This is a genomic window from Pseudomonas sp. FSL W5-0299 (genome assembly GCF_005930655.1).
In the GTDB taxonomy this organism is placed as follows: domain Bacteria; phylum Pseudomonadota; class Gammaproteobacteria; order Pseudomonadales; family Pseudomonadaceae; genus Aquipseudomonas; species Aquipseudomonas mandelii.
Window position 1 is genome coordinate 58,465 of the sequence record NZ_RXHX01000005.1, and the last position, 17,583, is coordinate 76,047.

Consider the following 17,583-nt stretch of genomic DNA (forward strand, 5'->3'; position numbering starts at 1 on the left):
CGTCATTTTATTTCGATACAGTCTCTGATCGTGGAGCGAGTTCGAACACCGTATCGAGAGCTACGAAACGCGGAAAAATGACACGATTGGACCGCAAGTACAGCATTGGTTACTCATGAAAAACGATTAGTAGCCGTTAACTTTTGATTCCGCTAACAGCATTGTTAGCGGGGCGCAGATAAGCGCGGACGAAATCAGTTAACGAAGAGTGATAGCAGAGAGTGAACATCCAACAAGCAATTCGGCGGTACCGTATTCGACAGGCCGTGGGCTTCTCCTTGATGGTCTTCGGGGGGCTATTTTATTTGGTTTCATCGTTGATTTTTCTGCACCATCAAGCAGAGACTCTCGCGAGCACAAAATTTTTTGGGCATTTGGGAGGGGTTGTGCAAAATTTAGTAGCCGATGTTTACCAGGTCACATCACCCTACATCGGTTTTGTATGGGAGCACGCGCCTACCCTCAGCCAGGAAAACCCGCTCAGCTATGGAAATTTGCTGTTTTTCGGTTTGCTGGGTGTGATGATTATTGGAAAGCAAATTCTCCTTTCCGCTAGCCAACTCAAGAGGCGTGTTCAGGTTCAATTCGAACGTCTTGAGGAAGCTCAGTGGCGCAACTCGATGCAAAATGGAGCAGCCACCCAAGTCAACGCAAATCAGATCGGGCAGATCAATTTTTATCAGCAGTCTATGCCGCCGTCCCCTAGCGGTGATTGGTGGCAGCGGCCGTTGGGTATTGTTGGTTTGTCTATTATTGGCGGTTATGTCGTCGCGATTTTGGCTAAATTCACCGGAATGGTTTAACACGTCAGCGTTACATTTTATTAAATGTATTTTTTAAACGTCGCCGCGGTGATGGCTGTCGTTATTCCGAGCATCATCGCGCAAGGCAAAAAGACGGCCATAGGATTGAGCGAAAAGGGCAGGGACAGATACATGATCCAGGGTACGAGCAGCAGGGGTATCACTGCTCGTTTAGCTCGGTGATAGACAAAACTGCTTTCTCGCCCGGCTCCAAACTTGCGCAGGTCGCGGCGCATCAAACCATCGACAAAACCGGTGAACGAGGCCAACAAAAATAGCGGTGTGGCCAGAGCCAAGATGGTTAGGCGCACTACGAAGGTAAAGGTCACATACACCGCCGCCAGTACGAAATCCTCAATGCTCACGTAGAGCTGATTCGCCCAGCTCCAGAAGCCATTGCCCTGGCCCGAAACCCGCGCCTGCCGGGCAAAATCCTCAAAGCCAGTCTTGACCAGCAGCCACTGATTGAGGAGCTCCAGCCACTGGACAATTGTTTTCCCAGGCTGTTGGATGAGAAGTGAAGCTTTGAAGTGCTCGCTGAGCCAGCCCAACTCACTGGTTAGCATAGCCTGACTATGCCGCCAGCCCTGATCACCCCAGAACAGTAGCAGCCCGGCGAACTCGATGAGGATCGAGAACAGCAACGAGGCAATCAGCAAACCGATGATGCGCAGGACTAGGCTGATCGTCGAGATGATCAATCCCGGACGCTGGATCGGTTGTGGCGGCGTGTTCTGGGTGGAAGTCGCCATAGTTCACCCCATTGCGCGCTGCAGAGTTGATGTGGGCAATACGTCTCCTGGATCGTTTTCTGCTGAATCGAAACCTGTTGTGGGGTAGGGCTACCCCACCTGATCCAGATCGAAGTTGGTAGTTGGGCCGCCACCGCTTGCGCTCCACCATTGCCCCGCCTGCGCGTTATAGGCCGCCCGCATCCGTTGAGTGAGTTCCTGTAGGTCCTTGGGCATGGCGTCGACGTTGGAGGGTTTTGGCAACGGCATGCGGACTTTCCAGAGCTGCCCACCGGCCTGGAAGGAGAACATTTGCCCCTTGGGCAAACTGACGATATGAGCAGGCTCGATCAGCGGCACACTGGTGCTGCTGACACGGTCCTGGGAGGACGAGGTGAAGTCCGTGTTGGCGTCCGGATCGGATGTGTCCGTCGCACCCGACATCAGGGTCTTGGTCAGCACGTTAACCTTGGGTAACTGCTGGGTGAGCAGTTCAGCGGTGGCGGTTTCGCGCACGCGGAGCATCTGCAGGGTGTTGAAGTTGCCAATCACCTGGCCAGCTTTGGCGCGGTTGCCGATACGTGCTTCGATATCGCTGAGGGTCTGGGTGTAGGCGGTTACCTGGATACCGGCGCCGCCACCCTTGTTGATCAGGGGGATGAACTCATCGCCCATCAATTCGTTGAACTCATCAGCGTGCAGGTTTATCGGCAGCTTGTCACTGCTGCTGCCTGATGGGGGCAGGCCGTGGTCAATGCCATGTTTGTAGATGTGGCCCGCGACCGAGACCAAATCAGCGAACATGGAGTTGCCCACAGCGGCTGCGACTTCGGCGTCGGTCAGCGCATCCAGGCCGACGTAAACGATGCCGCGTTTGCGAATGATCTGCATCCAGTCGAAGATTGGTCGCGGGTCATCTAGGTCGGTGTAGTTGGGGGCCAGCAGTTGGGCGGTCTTGCCGGTGGTGAGTTTCTCCAGCAGCGGCAGCAGCGAAGCAACGATTTTGTCGAAGTAGGTGCGGTCGTAACGTACTGCCGAGCGCAGTCCATCCAGCACCGGATCGAATACCCGTTTCACCGCCAGGTACTGTTCGATGGCCACCACACGCTTTTCGCGTCCCACCATATGCCGGGGAATGTTCTTCTCAGTGAGTTTGCCTTCCAGTTGGACGATCACTTCCCAGGCTTTCGGATCGGTCTTGGCGAAAAACTGCTGAGCGTATTCGATGAACAGCGCGTCTATATTGACCACATGTCGCTGGATCTGCAGGTAGTCTGGGCGCCGGCCCAACTCGATCAAAGCCCGGGCAATGATGTTGACAAAGCGCCAGGCGAACTCGCGAAAGGCTGCGGAGTTGCCTTCGCCACTGAGTTGCCCAGCGATGCGCGATGCTACCTCCGAGATGCGCCCGAAACGTCCCACCGCGTTGTAACGCGCGGAGATCTCTGGCCAGCCTAGATGGAAAACATAGAATTCCTTTTCCCGACCGGCCCGTTTGGCTTCGACGTACATGCGTTTGAGCAGGTCGGCATCGCCCTTCGGATCGAAGACGATGACCACCTCATGTTCGACGCGGTGAATGTCCTGGGTGATGTACACCTCGGCGAGTCGCGTCTTGCCGACACGGGTAGTGCCCAGCACCAGGGTGTGTCCGACCCGTTCGCCCAGCGGCAGACTGACTTCCGTTTCGTTGGGCTCGACCCCATGCAACAGAGGCGAGCCACCGACTGGGGGTAAAGGGCGCAACGGATTGAAGGCACTGTCCCAGGCGGTGACACGGGCCAGTATCGAGAGCGGAAACGGTGCATGCTCCAGGCGCCGTTCGAGTTCACGGGCCAGCCGGTAGTGGGTCGGTTGGTCGACATAATGGGCGACCGCCGGATCCTGGGCCTCGACCAAGCGCTGGGTGTGCAGGCGGGTCCAGCGAAAGCCGCGACCCATGAACAAACGCTTACGACTGACCGGAATCTGCCGGCTGGTCAGCTCGTAGCGGGGCAGCCGGCGGATATTGCGCCGATAGCGCAACACCTCCCAGGCTTGTCGCAGGCGGATCAGGCCGAACAGGGTATAGGCCAGCGCCGCAACCTGCCCGATCTCGGGTGACAGGGCCACGGCCCAGGGCGAGTACACGCACAACACCGCGGCGGCGATGCAGATTGTTACGGTGTACAACTCGACCGCTGGCCGGAGCTTGGACTCCATCGCATGCTCGGCCATGACCTGACTCACTGTCCCAATGAGGTGGCGGTGATCAAGACGGGGTAGTGCAAAATCTGCAGGCGGGTGGCGATGTCGTTGCCGTTGACCGGCAGGATGGTGATGTCTGGAGCGGCTGCGCGAATTCGGGCCAGGGCTTCAGTGTCGGCTACTTCGACGGCGAGGCCAGCCGCGCCCATTTCCTGCAGTTCAGCAGCGCGCTGACGCAGCCAAGTCAGCGACAGGGGATCGTCACCGACCAGAAAAAATGGCCGCAAGCCCGGCATGTTCAGGGCGCGATACGTGATCTGGCCGGGGCTCAAGTGGGGGCTACGGATGGGCAGTATCCAGGCTTCATCGGCAAACGTGGACAGGTCCGCATGCATGGCCCGATCAGGCTGGATCTTGTTGTTTATTAGCGGCCTGGCAACTTGAAAATGGTGTCGGGTGAAGTCGCTAGGCTGATCCCCGGCTACGGTCAGTTCCGGCTGGGCGAAAGATACCAAAAGCAGGATGAAATAACAGGCGATGGGGATTCGCTTCATGGTGGTGTGCCCTGTTTGAAAGAAACCAGCAACCGTTCGAGTTGCCGGGAAAAGCCGGCGCGGTAACGCGCGGCCGGCGTTCCTCCTGCCGGGCGGTGATATCGGCCGGCAGCTGATACCCAATCACCGGTGGTGGCGTGATGCTCCTGCAACAGCGCGGCGGTCACGGCGAGATTTCGGTAAGGGTCAAGGGCTTCGCAGGGGCTGGAATAACGTTGCCCGTGGTAACCCAGGTTGGTTTGTCCAAGACCGACATCGACCCGCTTGGCGTCATGTCGCGCGAGCGCCTGAAGTAAGGCGTGACAGGCGGCCTGGCGAGTGGCGAAGCGGTAGGGTATTCCGGCGATGTTCAGGGTCCAGGGCCAGGGCAGCAATCGACCACGGACGTGGATACCACTCTCCTGCAGGGCAATTGCGAATAGCACCATAGAAGGGATGTCGGCGTCATGCGCCGCCAATTGATAGGCCGGAGGCGGAAGTTGGTCGGCCTGGACGGCGAGCACCGTCAGCACCAGCGCAAGACCACTCAGTCGAGGCGTTGCCATTGTCCATTCACCTGTTGAAATGTGGCAGGCATTGGCCCCGGGGCACCCAGGCTGAACCAGCGACCACGGTCATGGTTCAGGGTGATCTGCCGGCGTTGAACCTTGACGGGATCGATGCCCGCTTGCCGAGCCCAGCTACGGACGCGTTCATCCTCGCCTTGGCTGCCCACCAGGTAGATATCGAACGCCGTGTCGCTGCTTTGCAGACGCTGGGCTTCGGCGGTACACGCTGAGCAGTGGTCCTCCACAAATAGAGCCTGGCGCGGCGCGGCCGCTGAGCTGATAGGGGGCGGGGATGCCATGCCCTGGATCGGTAGCAGCCCGGGAAACAGCTTGGTCCAGGCCGCGGCGTAAGCGTTTTGGTAGGCCAACTCGCGCTCGGCGCGTTTGGCTTCCAGCGCTACCTGTAATTCGGCATAGCGCTGGCGCTCTTGGTCGGTCTGGGCCTCAACCCCGAGCGCGGTCAACGGATCGAGGTTCGGGCTCCAGAAACCGCGTGGGCCGGATTGGATCTGTTCGAAGCGCGTCCACTCCTGCCCCGTCAGGCCCCAGCTCGCTGCCTGTTCAGAGTCAGAGCGCCCCAGCGGAGCAGACTGCGTGTCCTGGGTCTGTGACTGTGTCGTGACGGGGTTGCCCATCGCAGCGTCCATGGCCAGTAGCGAAGCGAGACAGACGACGGTGGGCAGTAGCGCTCTGTTCATGATCGCTTCTCAAGGGAGGTGCACGGTCTGGTCTGGCTGAGCGGCCACCGCGAAGATGGCTGAGTTCGGCTCCAGCACTTTCAGGTACCAGGCTCCGAGCTGCTCGCCGCTATGCAGCAGCCGAACATCTATGAGAGAGCGACTGTCATGAGGTGCGACTGCCAAAAAGCGCTCACCACCACGGGATTCGACCCCCAACACCGAGAACGGTGGCGAGAGCGGGACGGGCTTGGGGCGAGCGGTCTTTTTCGGTTTAGTCGCGGAAGGCGACGGCGGTGGGGGTGATGGCTGGGTCTTGTGCTCCTGGAACTGCTGCTCGACCTGTTCAAGGTGTGCGCGCAGCGCTGTCAGTTCTGCCACGGTGGCGCGGGCTGCCAGACCATCGCGCAGCTCCTGTATTTCTTGCGCCCACTGATCCAGCATCGGATCGAGGGTATTGGCCTGTTGCTCACTAGTATCGACCATCTGCTTCAGGTCTTTCAGCGCGTACTGCAGCTTCTCTTGTGCATCCTTGAGGGCGCTTGAATCATGTTGCAGGGTGTCCAAAGTTTGTCGGTATTGCGTGTCCGTGCTCTGCAGTTTTGCCATGCGTTGATACTGGTTATACAAACCACCGCTCAGCCCGGCGACCGCCAGGCAAAGGAGCCCGATGATGAGGGTTTGAAACGTTGAGGCTTTCATGACCGCGCCTCCGATTGATGGGGCAAGACGGGTGTAATCAGCGCGACACCGGCATCCGTTTTCTGCTGTTCGAAGCAGACCGAACGGCTGACTTCATCGGTCGTGAGTTGCCAGGCGGGGCCAGCCAGCACTTGTAGCGCGCGGCGCAAAGGGATTGGACCAAGCCGGTAATGGGCTGCAGGCAGAGGCCGGGTAAACAGCAACTTCACCGACGCAGTAACGGGGCAGAGCGAATAGCCCGAGCGCTGCAATACGTACTGCAACGCATCCTGCACTGAGGGGTTTAGGCTGGACGGGATGTTCACTTCAATGATTTGAGCGAGAAGATAGCGTTGTTCCGTGGTGGGCTCGGTGCTGACCAGCGTATAGCGGCCATAGCGGAGTTCTGTCGGATGGTTTCCTTCCGCTGTGTCCCTCGAAAGCTGGGCCCGATTGGAGCCACTGTCGATCTCTGGATGGGTTGGCAATGTATTGGGGATTTGCGCGGTGCAGGCGCTCAACAAACCCAGCAGGCAGACAGGCGTGAAAAAACGCTCCATGGAAAAAACCTCATGACAGATTCAGTGCAAAACCTGACATGAGGTGAAGGAGCAACTCAGTGAGAAAGTTGATTCAAGGCGGGTCGTGTTAACGCTGAACGCGTTGCTATTCATCAAAAATAGCGAGCCCATTCAAGACGGCAGCGTCGGGGTCGAAGATCAACAATCTCGCATCCGCCAATGCCGCCAGGTACAGTACGTTGACTAGGACTTCCGGTGTGCCTGCGTCGAGTTGCTCTTGTCTCAAGCTTGAATAACGTTTGCCCTCAATGTTCAGCAAGTTTTCGTCCGTCCATGGCGTGCCAATCAGCTTGCAACTGATGCCGCAGCAATCCGGCAACTCGAAAAGCTCGAACAAAAGGCCGGTTTGCCTCGGAGCGGAGTTACTTGCCCATCCTTCCAGATAGAACATCGCTTCTTCAGGAAGGTGTGCGGTACTGATCTCCCAGGCTCGACTGTAGTGCCCCGTTTCGAAGCTCAAGCGATGGACCATGGCTTGGGCTTCTTCCAGGGAGTACAGATCGCCGAGGTGATGCCGCTCGTTGAGCATGTCGCCCATCACGGCGTAGATCACTTGGCGCACCAACCCGGTGGACTGGCAGCGTTCATCTAATTCATCCAATTCATCCGGAATGGATTGGCCTTCGCTGATCAAGGCGAAATCGTCATTGAACAGGCAGGTGAACAGTTGCAGCTCATTGTCGGGCAGATGTGCTTGTGAGTCGTGCACTGGTCGAACGCAGGGAGGGCAGTCGTTTTCGTAGGTGATCAGTAGCAGCCGTTCGATATGAAGGTTGTCGTAGCCGCGAGCAAATGGGGTTGAGGCCATCAGCAGAGCTGGGGCTTGGTGTGCGGGGTTCATGAGGGTTCTCCAGAATGAAAATGAACAAGGCGCCCGAAGGCGCCTGTGAGGGTTAAAGCCAGCCGTATTCGGCAAGGGAGAGAGGACGACCTTCACCCACGATGAAGTGATCCAATACACGCACTTCGATCAAGGCCAAGGCCTCCTTCAGCCGTGCGGTCAAGACGCGATCCGCCTGGCTGGGTTCTGTACAACCCGAGGGATGGTTGTGAACCAAAATGGCGGCCGCAGCGTTATGCGCTAGGGAACGCTTAACGACTTGGCGGGGGTAAACGCTGGCGCCATCAATGCTGCCGTGAAAGAGGACTTCGAATGCCAGCACCCGGTGCCTGGCATCGAGAAAGATCACACCGAAGACTTCATGCTCTTGTTGCGCAAGCTGCAGTTTTAGGTAGGAGGCAACAGTGTCAGGCGACGTCAGGATAGGGCCGCGGGCGAACAGCCGACGATCCAGAATATGCTGCGCTTCGTCGATCAGCTGGTTTTCTTGGACAATGCGATCAGCCTCGAAATCCGAGGTCTCAATCAGTGTAAGTTGGGTGCTCATGGCGGTACCTCCGAAGGGAACAATCAGGGGTACACGCCCGAGGGGAGTGGTATCCCCCAAGGTGGGTGTGGAGTCTTGGGCGTTAGCAGATGGCGCGCTGTTTACAGCCGAGTGAATCGGTGGCGTTGACCGTGTAGATGTGAACCACAGCCGTCGCAAGGCGATGGAGAAAAGGTTCTTATTCCCCAGCCGGCTTCGGGATCGAAGTCGGCACTGATGGGCATCAACCGAACTAGCTCACGATGTATCGCGGCGATGCGTTGTTCGACCTCATCCTGCGAGTAATACAGCGATAAGGTGCTGTAGTCCTCGTAAGCTGTAGCGAACAGGCAGTCGTCGCAAAGCCAGAAGGATTCCATAATGGTCCCCTGTGCTGATTGAAGAAAAGGCGCTCGACGGAGCGCCTTGATGAGGAACATCGTGGACTGTTCAGGCGGACTGAACGGTACGGGTGGCATCACGGCGGGCCGTGCGCGGAGCGGGTGGAGATTCAGGTTCCACCCGAGCCTCTATTGGGTTTTCGGTATCCTCAACTTCGGCATCAGCCGACGGTGGGGATGGTTCACTGTTTGGCGCTTGCTCAGCAGGTGCTGTTGCTTCCTGCCTGGCGGGTGCTTTGTATTCGAACGTGCCGTTGATCTTGATCCAGTCGATGAACAGCAAACGACCTTTCAGGCTGGCGCCCGGTTGGCCTTGTTTCTCGCCTTTCTCATAGAGAAACGGATCGATCCACAGGTCGCCGATACGGAACGACAGCAAGACCTTTTTCTCGGCGTTGACGGCGTCCATATAGAGACGAATCAAGCGTTCAGCTTCACCCCCAGCGACTTTGCAGTCGAAGCGGGTGTACTCCACCGCATCGGTGGCACCGTGCAGGGCTGCGATATCGCAGGCAATGAATGGTTGGCCGCGGCGGACTTGGACTTCACGAACACGGTTGAGGTAGCCGATACCGACGGTGTGCAGGTTGAAGTAAGTGGTCGCTTCTTTGGATTGGTTGGCGTGGGCCATGGTGGTTCTCCTGTTTCAAGGGGAAACGGCGACGCACAGTCCCTGATGGGGAAGTGAGCCCCCGTCAGGGTGGGTAAGGTGAAGAAGAGCGATGAACGACTCACCACCGGCAAGCCGATGACGATCAGAACGATGCGTCTGGCGGAATAACGGTGCAGCTGAGGAACGTCTGCGGTAGTGGTTAGCAGACATGGGGTAGTGGGCATTCATCACCGCTGAGGCGGTAACCGTGCGAGCTTCCGAACGCTGATCGCACTTGGGTAAACCACCACGAACGTGGCGTAGCCTTGAAGGTTCAAGCTACCTGGGCTGGGCTGTCAACGACAGCAAACCACGCCCTTTGTATAAGCCTGTCACAGGGGAGCGTCAAGACGCTGCAACCCGATTTTTTATAGCCGGAATACAGTGGCAGTCACTGGACTGAAGAAAGTGAAGAGTGGGCCTGACGGGATGCCAGGCGAGGAAGAAAAAAACCACCTTTGACGGTCTTACGCAGTCGACCAGCGCCTCGCAACACTTGGTTGAACTGCGCCATGATTCGCCAACCGACCCTTGTCGTGGCCTGGGTCGGAACATGCTGGCACGCATCCGCGCACAAAAGGTGCCCAGTGTTTCCCCGGCGGGCTCCGGGACTGAATACGATCGCCGAAGCGGATGACCGCTGTTGCCGGGTAGAGGCAACAGTGGTCATCCGCCACCACGATCAGGTCAAGCACAAAACGGGAATGAAATCCCGCAGAAGAGAAGGCTCCGAACTCGACGAGTTCGACCGAGCTACCCGGAGCAAATCGGTCTTGGGTCGCCATTGGCGATGATCCTGAGGCACTACAGCAGAGAGGGTGGGACGACGTCAAGGCAGAGAACGCACCGTTCTCATAATGATCGTCCCATGGAACATCATGAGCGACGCGTATCTTTACTGATCGACACAGTGCCCTTGCAATCTGGGTAGTGGGAGCATGACCAGAACTGCCCTGATTTTCCTTTACGTCTACGCATCGAGGCATTGCAAATGGGGCAGGCCGGGCCGGCTTCGACAGGTACCGCCAAGGTGAGTGCGCCACAGTGTTCGACCAATTGTGCAATCCAGTTCGCCTGCTTGGCGACGAACGCATCAAGGGTCAGGCGTCCCGTTTCGATTTCGTCCAGGGCCTGTTCCCATATCGCGGTCATGCCCGGATCTGCGATTGCGGCGGGTACCGCCTCAATCAGGGTATGGGCCGCTGCGGAGGCCATTAAGGCGCGTTTTTTCTTCAGCAAGTAACCGCGATCAATCAACCCCTTGATGATGCCGGCTCGCGTGGCTTCGGTACCGATACCGGTAGTGTCCCGAAGTTTCTGTTTCAGGCGTGGGTCGTTGACCAGCTTGGCGACGTTTTTCATCGCCTTGATCAGATCGCCCTCGGTGAGTGGTTTGGGGGCGGCGGTGCGCATGGACTTGAGTTCGACGTCGTCCACTGCGCACTGCGTGCCCTGTTGCAAGACGGGTAAGACTTGGGACTTGTGACTGGGTTCGTCCTCCTCGGTGTTTTCGGAGAGCAAGCCTTTCCAGCCCTGGACCAGGATCTGTTTGCCAACAGCGGTCAATCGTTTTTCGCCACATTCCAGTTCGACCTGGGTTCGATCAAACTCATGAGACGGAAGAAATTGCGCGAGGTAGTGGCTACGAATCAGTTCGTAGACTTGGCGTTCTTGTTCGGACATCCGCGCAAGGTTCGCCGGCTCGGTGGTGGGAATGATGCCGTGGTGCGCGGTGACCTTGGCATCGTTCCACACGCGGGAGTGCAGTGATCGATCGAGTCTTCCGAATGCGGGCCGCAGGGTGGGATCGGTTTTGAGCAGGGCATCGAATACCCCAGATACCTCGTCGAACATACTCTCTGGCAAATAGCGGCAATCACTGCGCGGGTAGGTGGTGGCTTTGTAGGTTTCATACAGAGCCTGGGCGATATTCAGGACTTCCTGAACGCCGAGTCCCAACTTGCGCGAGCAGACTTCTTGCAGCGTGCTCAAGTCGAAGGGCAGGGGCGCCGCTTCGCGGAAATGCTCAGTCTGCAGCGAGAGTACTGTGGCGGTCTTGCTGCAAGAGATCGCTTGGACCGTTTGACTGGCAAGCGCCTGTTGCAGGCAACGACCCGCTTCGTCCTGTCCTGAGCTTGGCGGTAACCACGATGCGATGAATCGCTGACCCCTCGACGATAAGTGCACTTCAACGTTCCAGTAGGGCACCGGAACGAAACTGGCAATCGCACGATCCCGATCGACCACTAGGCGTAAAGTGGGTGTCTGTACGCGTCCAACCGACAGCACGCCGTCGTAGCCTGCCCGCCGACCGAGGAGGGTAAACAAACGACTGAGGTTCATGCCGATCAGCCAGTCAGCACGGCTGCGGGCGAGGGCTGAGTGATAGAGCGGGAAGGTCTCCTGACCAGACTTCAGCGAGGACAATGCTTTGCGAATCGACGCCTCGTTGAGTGCCGACAACCAGAGGCGCTGAACGGGGCCTCGATACTTGCAGAGTTCCAGTAACTCGCGGGCAATCATTTCACCTTCGCGGTCGGCGTCGGTCGCGATGACGACGGTGGTGGCTTTACTGAGCAGGCGCTTGATGACTTTGAACTGTGCCGCAGTCTTGGGTTTGACCTCGACCTGCCACTGCGCGGGAATGATCGGTAGATGATCTAACGACCAACTCTTGAAGTGTTCACCATAAGCTTCAGGCGGTGCTGTCTCCAGCAGGTGACCGATACACCAGGTGACGGTTGTCTCGGGTGCGATTAGGCAGCCATCGCTGCGCCGGCTGGCTCCGAGAACTTTGGCGATGTCACGACCTTGGGAAGGTTTCTCGCAGAGGAAGAGGCGCATAAGACTGCTCCGGATGGGGTCCGGAGCAGAGTTGTTGGAAACAGCAGCTACGAGATATGAGAAACCTGACTCGCAGGTACCTCATATTAGTCGGTGAGGACTGCCTTGACGATCCGATGCTGTTACCCCGTTTTAGCGTGGACGACAGTGTGGGTCTTCACGAGCAGCGAGTAGTAATACGCCAGCAACTTCGCGCAAAGGCGCAATTTTTATGCCTAATGCTCGTCATTCCGGAGGTGGCGGCCCTGTGCGCTTTTTTGGCTTCGACGCAGGTGAGCTGGCTTGCTCTGTATTTTGCCCGACGTGTTTCGCAGATGCTGCCGGTTCATTGGATCGCTCCCGCATGACCACGCTGTGCACTCGATGAGGCAGGATGCCGACTCGACGGGCCTCGATCTTGAAGGTCACCCGCGCGTTGTCTTCGCTGTCCTCCCACTCATCTCGTATCGTGCGGCCCTCGACCAGCACACGCATACCTTTCTGGTACAGCGTGCTCCAGTGTTCAGCCTCGCGGTGCCAGAGCTCAACCGGCGCCCAATAGCCGCCTCGATCTTCGTAGCCGCCCTCGCGTGGCACGGGGTTGTCGAAGTACACATTCAGCCGTAGCAAACGCCGTGGCTCGTCATTGCCTGAGGCGAATTCCTGGAACTCTGGCGCACTGCCGATGTTGCCTTCGCCGACGAAAAAAGTACTCATCGTGATATCTCCGCTGCGGTTGTGAACTGGCGCAGCAGCCGTTCGGCACTGGCCATTTTGATCGCGCAGGTCGAGGCCTGGCGGTAAAGCGAATGCACCACGCTCATCTGCAGGTTCAGTGCAATACGGTTGCATTCGAAACGGTGCAACCCCTCGCGTACGGCCTGCGGTTGGGTCTTGTTGCGGACCTGGCGTTCCCAGACCGCAACCCCCATGCGGGCGAAGTCACGGGTTCGCCAACGCAAAAAGGTGCTGCCCGCGCTGGTGTTCTGCAGCACCAATCGAATATCCAGCAGTGAGTACGGGGGCTGTCCGGCTTGCTGCACAACAGCTTCCATCAGGTGACATAACTGCGCCTCGATTTCCCTCGCCACCTGCGCCAGGTGGTCCAACTCCCCCTTACCCTTAAAAGGTTTTAAAAGGCCTTTTAGGGAGGCAGCGTGTTCGAGCTGTCGATAGGCATCCGGTGTTAACGCTTCGAAGGGCATTGGTTGAGCCGGGATCATGAGATTCATGCTTCGTCCTCCGGCTCATCCACCGTCGCAGATGGCTCTCTCGCTTCCTCTGCCAATGCGTCCGCGTCATCCACTGCCACAGCACCACGACGAATGATCGGTGGCGCGAACTGGGAGCGGCGATGACCCTCAAGAATGTCCATGGGGGGCAAACCCATCTTCTCGATGGCCGCCAGAGCACGGGCATTGTTCGCTGCCATGTCATCACGGGTGACGCCAGAATGCCGATAGCGCTGCGCCTGGCCGAACAGGCTGCGCAGCAGATGGGCGCCGTCATCGATCCAGGCTTCCATGTCGACGCGGCCGATCAAGGCTGTGTGATGGGCCAATAGGGTACGACGCACCAGGGTGTCGTAGTCGGTCAGCAGGTAGACCGCCAGAAAACCCAGCTGGCTGCCGATGTACAACGGCAAGGTGACGGGGTGGATGTTGAGGTTGTCGCCCATGTCGATCTGTGTCGGCAGGTCCTGTCTGATCCGATCCAGCTGTTGGGTCAGTTCCAGCATCCCAGCCTTGGCCTGCACCAGTTTTTCTTCGAGTTGTACGATGGCCCAGTCGGCATAGGGATCGTCCTGAGCCGCGGTTTGTTTGATCAGGTTGGTGACACTGATGTAGCCGGCCATGCCCATGATCGAGTGAACGCCTTCGCGTGCGGTCCGCCCTTGCCAGATACGGGCGGCGTGGTGAGTGTGCAGGGTCAGGGTGATGCTGCTGCGCAATGAACCCAGGTTGAGTTGGTAATGATCGGCCACGGCGTTGTCCTCGCATTCGCTTGGACGGAAACGTTGCGGCAGATGAGGGTCAAGGACAGCCAAAAAACTGAATGCGGTCTGTTCGGTTTGGTTTAAGAGGGCTAATTATGGAGACGTCAGTAGATTTGATGCCACCGGCATCAAATCTACTGACGTCTACGTTCATCGAAAGAGATGTCCCGGCTTTTCCCTAAGAGTTTCATAGTTTGGTCCGATGTGTTCGTAGAGTGGAACACCATGGATTTGATGCCACTGGCATCAAATCTACTGAGGTCCACCGCGTTTGCCACGCAGTTGGCGCAGCTCATTCAGGCACGCTTGTGCGAGGGCAGACGCGGGTTCGCCCTGTTGTCGAGATGGCCGCGAGGGAGCGGGTGGAGGTGATTCTGCAATGGGTGAAGGTTCGGCCTGACCTGCCCAAGGACGAAAGTCACCTTTCAGTGCGCGCTGGATCAGGCCCATCAGATACGCCGCTGGCTTGCGGATTCCACCGGCCGCACAACGTGCTCCCGCTTCGTTGAGCACCGCCTGCCGATCCGCTGGTTTGAGTTTGTTCAGCGCCACGGCGACGGCCTGACGCTCGCTTGGGCTCAGGTGCAGCGCAGCGGGCCAGTGCAGGTTATCCACCGCTGCGGTCGCGCGCGGTACTGTACAAATACTTTCTTTTAATACAGTACAGGCGGCGTTCGGATTCCGAACGGTGTCTGAAACATTGACGTTCAGGCCCGGTTCGGAATCCGAACGAGGGCCTGCACGATTCCGAACGCGGTGATCTTCCTCCCGTTCGGAATCGTGGAAGGCATCAACGGCTGGCTGATCCAATCCTTGCTGCGTCCAGTGTTCGCCCCAGCTGTCGAGCCGCGTCGGTAACCGATCACGATCGATATTCGTGTCCTGGCGGACTTCCTCCACAACGTGCTGAGCGACAATACGCACCGCCTTCGTCGCATGACCGAGGGCATGCCCGACCAGCGCCAGGTAATCCTGATCCAGTTCCATGGCTTCGGCGGGGGTTAACGGCTCATCGTGCAGAACATACAGAAAACCTTGAAGACGTCCGCTGAGCTGATCGCGTCCGCGACTCACCAAACTGAGCCAGCGCGTCAACCTGAGCATCGTCAACACCCGAGCAATGGTTTCACGGGAGGCTGACGCACCGTAGGGCACGCTCGACAGGTAAGGCTGCAAATCCTCATAGCGCGGCGTGACCACGCCCTGGCCTTGCAGCATGAGTCGAAACACCTGCCAGGCATTGCGTTCCAACGGCGTCAACCGACTATCCAACAGCAGCCGACGTGGCACGACTTCGTGAGATTGGCCACTGAATAGAAAGCCAGCTTGCAGGGCCTGGTTGGAGGGTTGTTCAGTGGTAGGGCGTACGGGCCAGCGTTCACTCAGATGCTGGGTGCATTGCTGCAGGACACGCTGCCAACGACTGGAAGGGGCTGTGTTCATGTGCCGTTGCTGTACTGGTCGATTTGTTGCCAGACGATGGTCAAGCTGACTTGTTGCTCCTCCGCCAGCATCATCATGGCGTCGAGCTGGTCCTCGGTACTGTCCTGAGCGCGTAGTTGGCACCAACGCTGCCAGAGCGCATGCTCCTGCGCCTCGCTCAAATTCTGAGGGCGACCTTTTCGGGTTTCTATCTTGAGCAGACGTCGACGCAGGGCGGTTTCCGAATGCGCCAAGCCAAAGCATTGGTACATGATGGTGCTGCTGGCGCCGAGCTTGAGCGCGCGGTTGATCAAGCGCTCGTTCTGCTCGTCACGTTCGGCTTGCTCGATCAACCGATGCAGCACCGGCGAGTCAATCTTGATCTCAACCCAGGGGATGGTTGCATGGGCCAGGCGCGACAACGTAGTGGGCGGTAAGGATTGCAACAGGTAGATGTCGTCCTCACCCAGTCCGAGTGCCTTGCAGCGCTGCAGGTTACCCTGGCGCAGCTCATGCAGTATCTGGGTCAGCATGGCCTGGTTGAGCACATTGAAGGACAGGTTCATGGCAGCTCCTTCGGTGAGCTATCTTCAGGGGGAATCGTTAAGTCGATCAGACGCCGGGCCAGGCGGATCAGGCGATACAGTTTGATTAACAGCCTGTCGGGCAGCCGCTCCAGTCCCACGTCCACGGCGGGACGATTTGTGAGCGGGAGTTGATAGATCCCCAGCAACAATTGGCCGAACAGCGCTGACGGCAGTTGCTTACGATCTTCCCAGTTGACGTCGTCTTGAGCGCGCAGCAGGGCCATGAGCAGTAGGTGAACGCCGGTTGCGTGAGGCGCTGCAAGATCAACTCGCTCGATGTTCAGGGCGAAGCCCAAGCCAAGCGGCTGACCGATGATGCTCTCGGGGTATCCGGCATAGGCCGCCATTTCTCGCGCCAGTCCGGCAATGGCTAAACGCAGTTGTTCGGGTGTATCCAGCGTTGGTGTGATCGTCCAGAGGTCGTCGATTGGGCAGGTTTCGACTGGAGACGTCGCTTTGGTGGCTATCTCGCGATCGATTTGCTCACGAATCTGTTGAACGCGTGATCGAGGATTGACCGCTGGTGAAACATTTGTTTCGGGTTCTGCGAGCAGTTCTTCTGAAACTGACTCTATCCTGCTCTCGACCTGGGTTGATTGTGATTCAGTGTCGGAGGAGGGCGGTTCTGCCGCGGCTTCATGTTCGCTTGGCGAATAGATGTTCTCTGAGGGCCTGGTAGTGACAGCCCCAGGCGTGGATACGACCCGTTGGGTATCGCTCAGCTCCAGGGCCAGCATACGGTAGGACTGTCCGAGCAAGCGGCTCATGCGTTCGAGTAATTCATCCTGGATCTTCTCAAGATCAAAGGATTCAGGATCGCAATCGAAGTAACCCATGGATTCCAGCCAGAACTCTGCAAATGCAACTGTGGCAGTTGGATAACGGTTCCAGATTCGCTCAGCCTGACTACGTAGACCGATCAGACGCTCTATCTGAGGCTTACCCAACCCGGCATACAGAGTTTGTGGAATGGCGGGTAATAAGTGTTCGAGGGTGTCCAGCATCCGGCTGATGTGCGACTGTGAAATCGGATAGCCCCCAGCGGCAAGACGTCGAGCCAGCTCCCGTTGTGAGAGCTGTGGGCCATCCGATTCAAGCATGGTTTTGAGTTTGGCTACCGCCAGAGCCCGTTCGATGAACGTGAGTTGGCCGTGCAGATCGCTTTCCGCCAAATGGCCGAGTAGGGCGTTGGTTTCATTGCTCCAAGGTCGGAACAGGCAGTGAATCCGAAAGAAACGCTCGTCGCGAGTTTCCTGCCACAGCTCGCCGAGAATCGCCAAGCGCGTATTACCGCCGTTGCGGATGATGAAATAGGTTTCTCCCGGGCGACGGGTAATCGGCGGTGGTTGATCCAGCCCGCGTTCACGGATCGAAGCCTTGATATCGTCATACAGCGGATTACGAATGAATCGAGGGTTGTGTTCGTAGGGCCGCAACTGCTCCAGAGTGACCAGCATAGGCGTGTCAGTAGGTGGATCGGATAGCCGCTCCAGTTCTGGACCTCGAGGGAAGTGGTCCTGGTGCAGCTTGTCGGTGATCTGCGCCTGACTGAGCTTCTTCATCGGAACAACCT

General features: G+C 57.9%; 18 protein-coding genes and 1 pseudogene. 1 reads left to right on the forward strand and 18 read right to left on the reverse strand.

Going from position 1 to position 17,583, the window contains the following annotated elements; all coding sequences use genetic code 11:
• The first annotated feature begins 221 nt into the window (after positions 1-221).
• Positions 222-803, forward strand: coding sequence for a hypothetical protein (locus tag FHL16_RS08910; protein WP_020300901.1), 582 nt, complete (start codon positions 222-224; stop codon positions 801-803).
• A gap of 20 nt (positions 804-823) precedes the next feature.
• On the opposite strand, the gene FHL16_RS08915 is transcribed toward FHL16_RS08910, so the two are convergent.
• The 18 genes and pseudogenes from FHL16_RS08915 to FHL16_RS09000 form a co-directional block, all read right to left on the reverse strand.
• Positions 824-1,555 (reverse strand): TIGR03747 family integrating conjugative element membrane protein, encoded by a 732-nt coding sequence (locus FHL16_RS08915; protein WP_032903626.1) that lies wholly within the window; start codon positions 1,553-1,555, stop codon positions 824-826.
• 90 nt (positions 1,556-1,645) lie between these two features.
• Positions 1,646-3,751 (reverse strand): type IV conjugative transfer system coupling protein TraD, encoded by a 2,106-nt coding sequence (gene traD, locus FHL16_RS08920; protein WP_020300899.1) that lies wholly within the window; start codon positions 3,749-3,751, stop codon positions 1,646-1,648.
• Between the two features lie 8 nt (positions 3,752-3,759).
• Complete coding sequence (locus tag FHL16_RS08925) at positions 3,760-4,275, reverse strand: integrating conjugative element protein (RefSeq protein WP_020300898.1); 516 nt, start codon at positions 4,273-4,275, stop codon at positions 3,760-3,762.
• A complete protein-coding gene (locus FHL16_RS08930) occupies positions 4,272-4,820 on the reverse strand; it encodes a hypothetical protein (protein WP_020300897.1) in 549 nt (182 codons plus the stop codon). Before FHL16_RS08930 ends, FHL16_RS08925 begins: the two co-directional genes overlap by 4 nt.
• Complete coding sequence (locus FHL16_RS08935) at positions 4,802-5,521, reverse strand: TIGR03759 family integrating conjugative element protein (protein WP_032903628.1); 720 nt, start codon at positions 5,519-5,521, stop codon at positions 4,802-4,804. The genes FHL16_RS08930 and FHL16_RS08935 overlap by 19 nt, the downstream gene beginning before the upstream one ends.
• 9 nt (positions 5,522-5,530) lie before the next feature.
• Positions 5,531-6,202: a hypothetical protein gene (locus tag FHL16_RS08940; RefSeq protein WP_020300895.1), complete on the reverse strand. Its 672-nt coding sequence runs from the start codon at positions 6,200-6,202 to the stop codon at positions 5,531-5,533.
• Positions 6,199-6,741, reverse strand: a complete 543-nt coding sequence (pilL2, locus tag FHL16_RS08945; RefSeq protein WP_020300894.1) for a PFGI-1 class ICE element type IV pilus protein PilL2 — start codon at positions 6,739-6,741, stop codon at positions 6,199-6,201. The genes FHL16_RS08940 and pilL2 overlap by 4 nt, the downstream gene beginning before the upstream one ends.
• Before the next feature lie 106 nt (positions 6,742-6,847).
• On the reverse strand, positions 6,848-7,603 hold the full coding sequence (locus tag FHL16_RS08950) for a DUF5983 family protein (RefSeq protein ID WP_020300893.1): 756 nt from the start codon (positions 7,601-7,603) through the stop codon (positions 6,848-6,850).
• A 52-nt stretch (positions 7,604-7,655) separates the two neighbouring features.
• Positions 7,656-8,036: pseudogene (gene radC, locus FHL16_RS08955) on the reverse strand (RadC family protein); the annotation flags it as partial.
• Between the two features lie 215 nt (positions 8,037-8,251).
• Positions 8,252-8,509, reverse strand: coding sequence for a hypothetical protein (locus tag FHL16_RS34380; RefSeq protein WP_032903653.1), 258 nt, complete (start codon positions 8,507-8,509; stop codon positions 8,252-8,254).
• 70 nt (positions 8,510-8,579) lie between these two features.
• A complete protein-coding gene (locus tag FHL16_RS08965; protein ID WP_020300891.1) occupies positions 8,580-9,161 on the reverse strand; it encodes an STY4534 family ICE replication protein in 582 nt (193 codons plus the stop codon).
• A gap of 897 nt (positions 9,162-10,058) precedes the next feature.
• Positions 10,059-12,026 (reverse strand): DNA topoisomerase III, encoded by a 1,968-nt coding sequence (locus tag FHL16_RS08970; RefSeq protein ID WP_020300890.1) that lies wholly within the window; start codon positions 12,024-12,026, stop codon positions 10,059-10,061.
• Between the two features lie 225 nt (positions 12,027-12,251).
• Positions 12,252-12,722, reverse strand: a complete 471-nt coding sequence (locus FHL16_RS08975) for a single-stranded DNA-binding protein (protein WP_020300889.1) — start codon at positions 12,720-12,722, stop codon at positions 12,252-12,254.
• Positions 12,719-13,237, reverse strand: a complete 519-nt coding sequence (locus FHL16_RS08980; RefSeq protein WP_032903630.1) for a DUF3158 family protein — start codon at positions 13,235-13,237, stop codon at positions 12,719-12,721. The genes FHL16_RS08975 and FHL16_RS08980 overlap by 4 nt, the downstream gene beginning before the upstream one ends.
• The gene (locus FHL16_RS08985) at positions 13,234-13,989 is read right to left on the reverse strand and encodes a PFL_4669 family integrating conjugative element protein (protein ID WP_077748049.1); all 756 of its coding nucleotides are present in this window, start codon (positions 13,987-13,989) and stop codon (positions 13,234-13,236) included. The genes FHL16_RS08980 and FHL16_RS08985 overlap by 4 nt, the downstream gene beginning before the upstream one ends.
• A 264-nt stretch (positions 13,990-14,253) precedes the next feature.
• Complete coding sequence (locus FHL16_RS08990; RefSeq protein WP_020300886.1) at positions 14,254-15,444, reverse strand: STY4528 family pathogenicity island replication protein; 1,191 nt, start codon at positions 15,442-15,444, stop codon at positions 14,254-14,256.
• Positions 15,441-15,989, reverse strand: coding sequence for a DUF2857 domain-containing protein (locus FHL16_RS08995; protein ID WP_032903632.1), 549 nt, complete (start codon positions 15,987-15,989; stop codon positions 15,441-15,443). Before FHL16_RS08995 ends, FHL16_RS08990 begins: the two co-directional genes overlap by 4 nt.
• Positions 15,986-17,572, reverse strand: coding sequence for a ParB family protein (locus FHL16_RS09000; protein ID WP_077748050.1), 1,587 nt, complete (start codon positions 17,570-17,572; stop codon positions 15,986-15,988). Before FHL16_RS09000 ends, FHL16_RS08995 begins: the two co-directional genes overlap by 4 nt.
• Between the last annotated feature and the right edge of the window lie 11 nt (positions 17,573-17,583).